Source organism: Polynucleobacter sp. 35-46-11 (assembly GCF_002281105.1).
Genome location: NZ_NCFJ01000365.1, coordinates 1 through 2,617, shown reverse-complemented (window position 1 = coordinate 2,617; position 2,617 = coordinate 1). Strand labels below are relative to the sequence as shown.

At 46.5% G+C, this 2,617-nt stretch carries 4 protein-coding genes and 1 pseudogene; 4 read left to right on the top strand and 1 reads right to left on the bottom strand.

Annotation, left to right across the window (positions count from 1 at the left end; translation table 11 throughout):
* On the bottom strand, positions 1-467 hold a 467-nt coding region (locus B7Y67_RS14970; protein ID WP_293599321.1), incomplete at its 3' end, for an enoyl-CoA hydratase-related protein.
* Between the two features lie 75 nt (positions 468-542).
* Here B7Y67_RS14970 and B7Y67_RS14965 point away from each other — a divergent pair.
* The 4 genes and pseudogenes from B7Y67_RS14965 to B7Y67_RS14950 form a co-directional block, all read left to right on the top strand.
* Positions 543-701: a DUF5993 family protein gene (locus B7Y67_RS14965; RefSeq protein ID WP_215301056.1), complete on the top strand. Its 159-nt coding sequence runs from the start codon at positions 543-545 to the stop codon at positions 699-701.
* Positions 702-706: 5 nt separating this feature from the next.
* Positions 707-1,279, top strand: coding sequence for a disulfide bond formation protein B (locus B7Y67_RS14960; protein ID WP_293599320.1), 573 nt, complete (start codon positions 707-709; stop codon positions 1,277-1,279).
* A gap of 18 nt (positions 1,280-1,297) precedes the next feature.
* Positions 1,298-2,299 carry a tripartite tricarboxylate transporter substrate binding protein gene (locus tag B7Y67_RS14955; protein WP_363926969.1) on the top strand — a complete coding sequence of 334 codons (1,002 nt, stop codon included), beginning with the start codon at positions 1,298-1,300 and terminating at the stop codon, positions 2,297-2,299.
* 109 nt (positions 2,300-2,408) lie between these two features.
* Positions 2,409-2,617 (top strand): annotated as a pseudogene (locus B7Y67_RS14950) (hypothetical protein); the annotation flags it as partial.

Sequence of the window (2,617 nt, the reverse complement as noted above, 5' to 3'; positions counted from 1 at the left end):
ACGCCTAAGTGATTGGCAATCCAGGATAGGTTGCTCGGCGACAAACAATTGCCTAAAGTTTTTGCTACCGGAATTCCGAAGCGCGCATCAAGAGTAGATATTCTGAAATCACAAGCAGTAGCAATCAATAAGCCACTGCCAACCGCCAATCCTTCGATCAGCGCAATGGTTGGAATAGGTAAGTGTTGTAAAGAATGAAAAATAGCATCCACTGCAACTTCGTAAGCTTCGTTTTCTTGTAGGTCAACAAATTGCTGAATATCGCTACCCGATACAAATGCCTTGTCACCAGCGCCTCGAAAAATAGCCACCCTGATCTCCGGTCTATTTGCTATGTCATCGCAAATTCGCTTGAGCTCTTCGTACATTGGCCAGCTTAAGGCGTTGCGTGCCGCAGGATTGTTGAAGGTAATGCGGGCGATGGAGCCATCGAGCTGTAAGTCGACGCTGGGCGGGGTGGTGTTCATGAGTGCATTCTATACAAAAGACCCTTTGGAGCACTTGTTTTTCAAGCTTGAACCCACCTGCGATAGAATTCTTCTATGTATATGTTTCTACCTTTCCTGACAGCTTTGATCGGTCTTGCCCTTGTATGGTTTGAGAAGCGTCTGGCAGGTTTGGTGATGCTGGCTATTACCGTCGGTATCCTGATGTTGTGGTTCCGAGTTCATGCCACTAATCATCTCAATATCAGTCTCTGAGAAAAATGAGTAAACACTCTTTCTCTTCTTTTCCCTCTCTAGCTGCGCTGGGCAATCAATTGGCCTTGGCTGGGATCATTGGCATGCTGTCCTATGCCTTTATTGATCAACTCTATTTTGGCGAGTTACCTTGCCCGCTGTGTTTAATGCAGCGCATGGGTTTTATCATCATCGGCTTCGCTTTGGTATTGAATATCCGCTGTGGCGCTCATTCTGCTCATTACGGCTGGGGAATCATTGGTGGTTTGGTGGGGATGATGGTGTCTTTGCGCCAAGTACTTTTGCATATCTTGCCGGGTGATACAGGATTTGGAAAAACTTTCTTAGAGTTGCATTTTTATACTTGGGCTTATGTAGGCTACGTTGGATTATTAGCAGGTCTTGCTATTTTATTGATGCTACCTAATCGTGATGTGCGCTCACGATCCCTATTTGCAAATGTTTTAGTGATGACATTCATTCTTCTGGTCTTTGCTAATCTGGTATCTACGCTACTTGAGTGTGGCATTGGTCCTTGCGCTGATGATCCTGTTAAATACGATGGATTAATTTGGTTGCGCTCGCGTTTTGGCATTTAAAAAGTCGCAAGTAAATTGATGATGATTACTTCTACGGTGGTGAGGGCTCTAGCTATCGTTTTGGCCTGTTTGAGCTTTGCCAGTGCCGCTCAATCTCAAACAGCTAAATCCAATACTTCTTGGCCTAAACAAGCGATTCGTATTGTGGTGACATTTACTCCCGGTGGAGCGCCTGATATTTTGGCGCGTGTGCTTGCTGAGAGTTGGCAACAAAGCCTAGGGGTGCCAGTCCTCGTAGAAAATCGTCCTGGCTACGGCGGCAATATTGGTGCCGACCTTGTTGCCAAGAGTGAGCCAGACGGCTACACGCTCCTGATTGGGACGGTAGGTATCCACACTATCAATGGTGCTCTTTATGACAAGATGTCATTTCATCCGATCAATGATTTCACGCCCATTAGCTTTTTAGCGAGTACACCTAACGTGCTGGTGGTGAATAAAAAATTGGGTGTGAGTAATCTGCATGAACTGATTGAGTTGGCCAAATCAAAACCCAATGAGCTCACTTTTGGTTCTTCTGGTGTTGGCACCTCCTTGCATATGTCAGGTGAGCTCCTAAAAGAAATGACTGGAGTACAGATTCGACACATTCCGTATAAGGGAAGGGCGCAATCTTTACCTGATCTCATTAGCGGCCGGATTTCGATGCTCTTTGATAATTTATCCTCCTCACTTTCTTTAATCAAGGCAGGAGAGATTCAGGCTTTGGGTGTGACCTCACTAAAACGCTCTCCAGCAGCGCCAGAGATTCCGACGATGGCAGAGCAAGGCTTGCCTGGATTTGAAGCAACATCATGGTTCTCGCTGATGGCACCAGCCAATCTCCCATCAGACCTGCAAAAACGCTTAAATACCTTAACCCGCCAAACCCTGAATCAAGCTGAAGTCAGAAATAAGTTGCTCGCAAGCGGGCTAGATCCTGCTCCTGGAAGCCCACAAGCGCTATCTAAATTGATTCAATCTGAGACCAATAAATGGGGTAGAGTGATTTATAAATCAGGCGCAAAATTAGAGCAGTGAGTATCTAGAGGTAATTAACAAATATTCAAATAAAAGCCCAAATCCTGTCAGCCTAGATTTGGATGAAGCGTTAAAGGTAGTAGGAGGCGACCAATTAATGGGGTCCACTATGAAAACAAGCCATAAGCAATACAACTCAGTTGTGTCTAAGGTAGTTCTGACGCTCTTTGCAGCAGTAGGTCTATTTGCGCTTGCTCCCGTATCGGCTCAAGCGGGTAATGTTGGCTGGGCAGTCTCTGTTGGCGGTGGCTACGGAGGTGGCTATGGCGGCGGTTGGCGTCCAGCAGCATACGGCCCAGGTTGGGGTGGTGGCTGGGG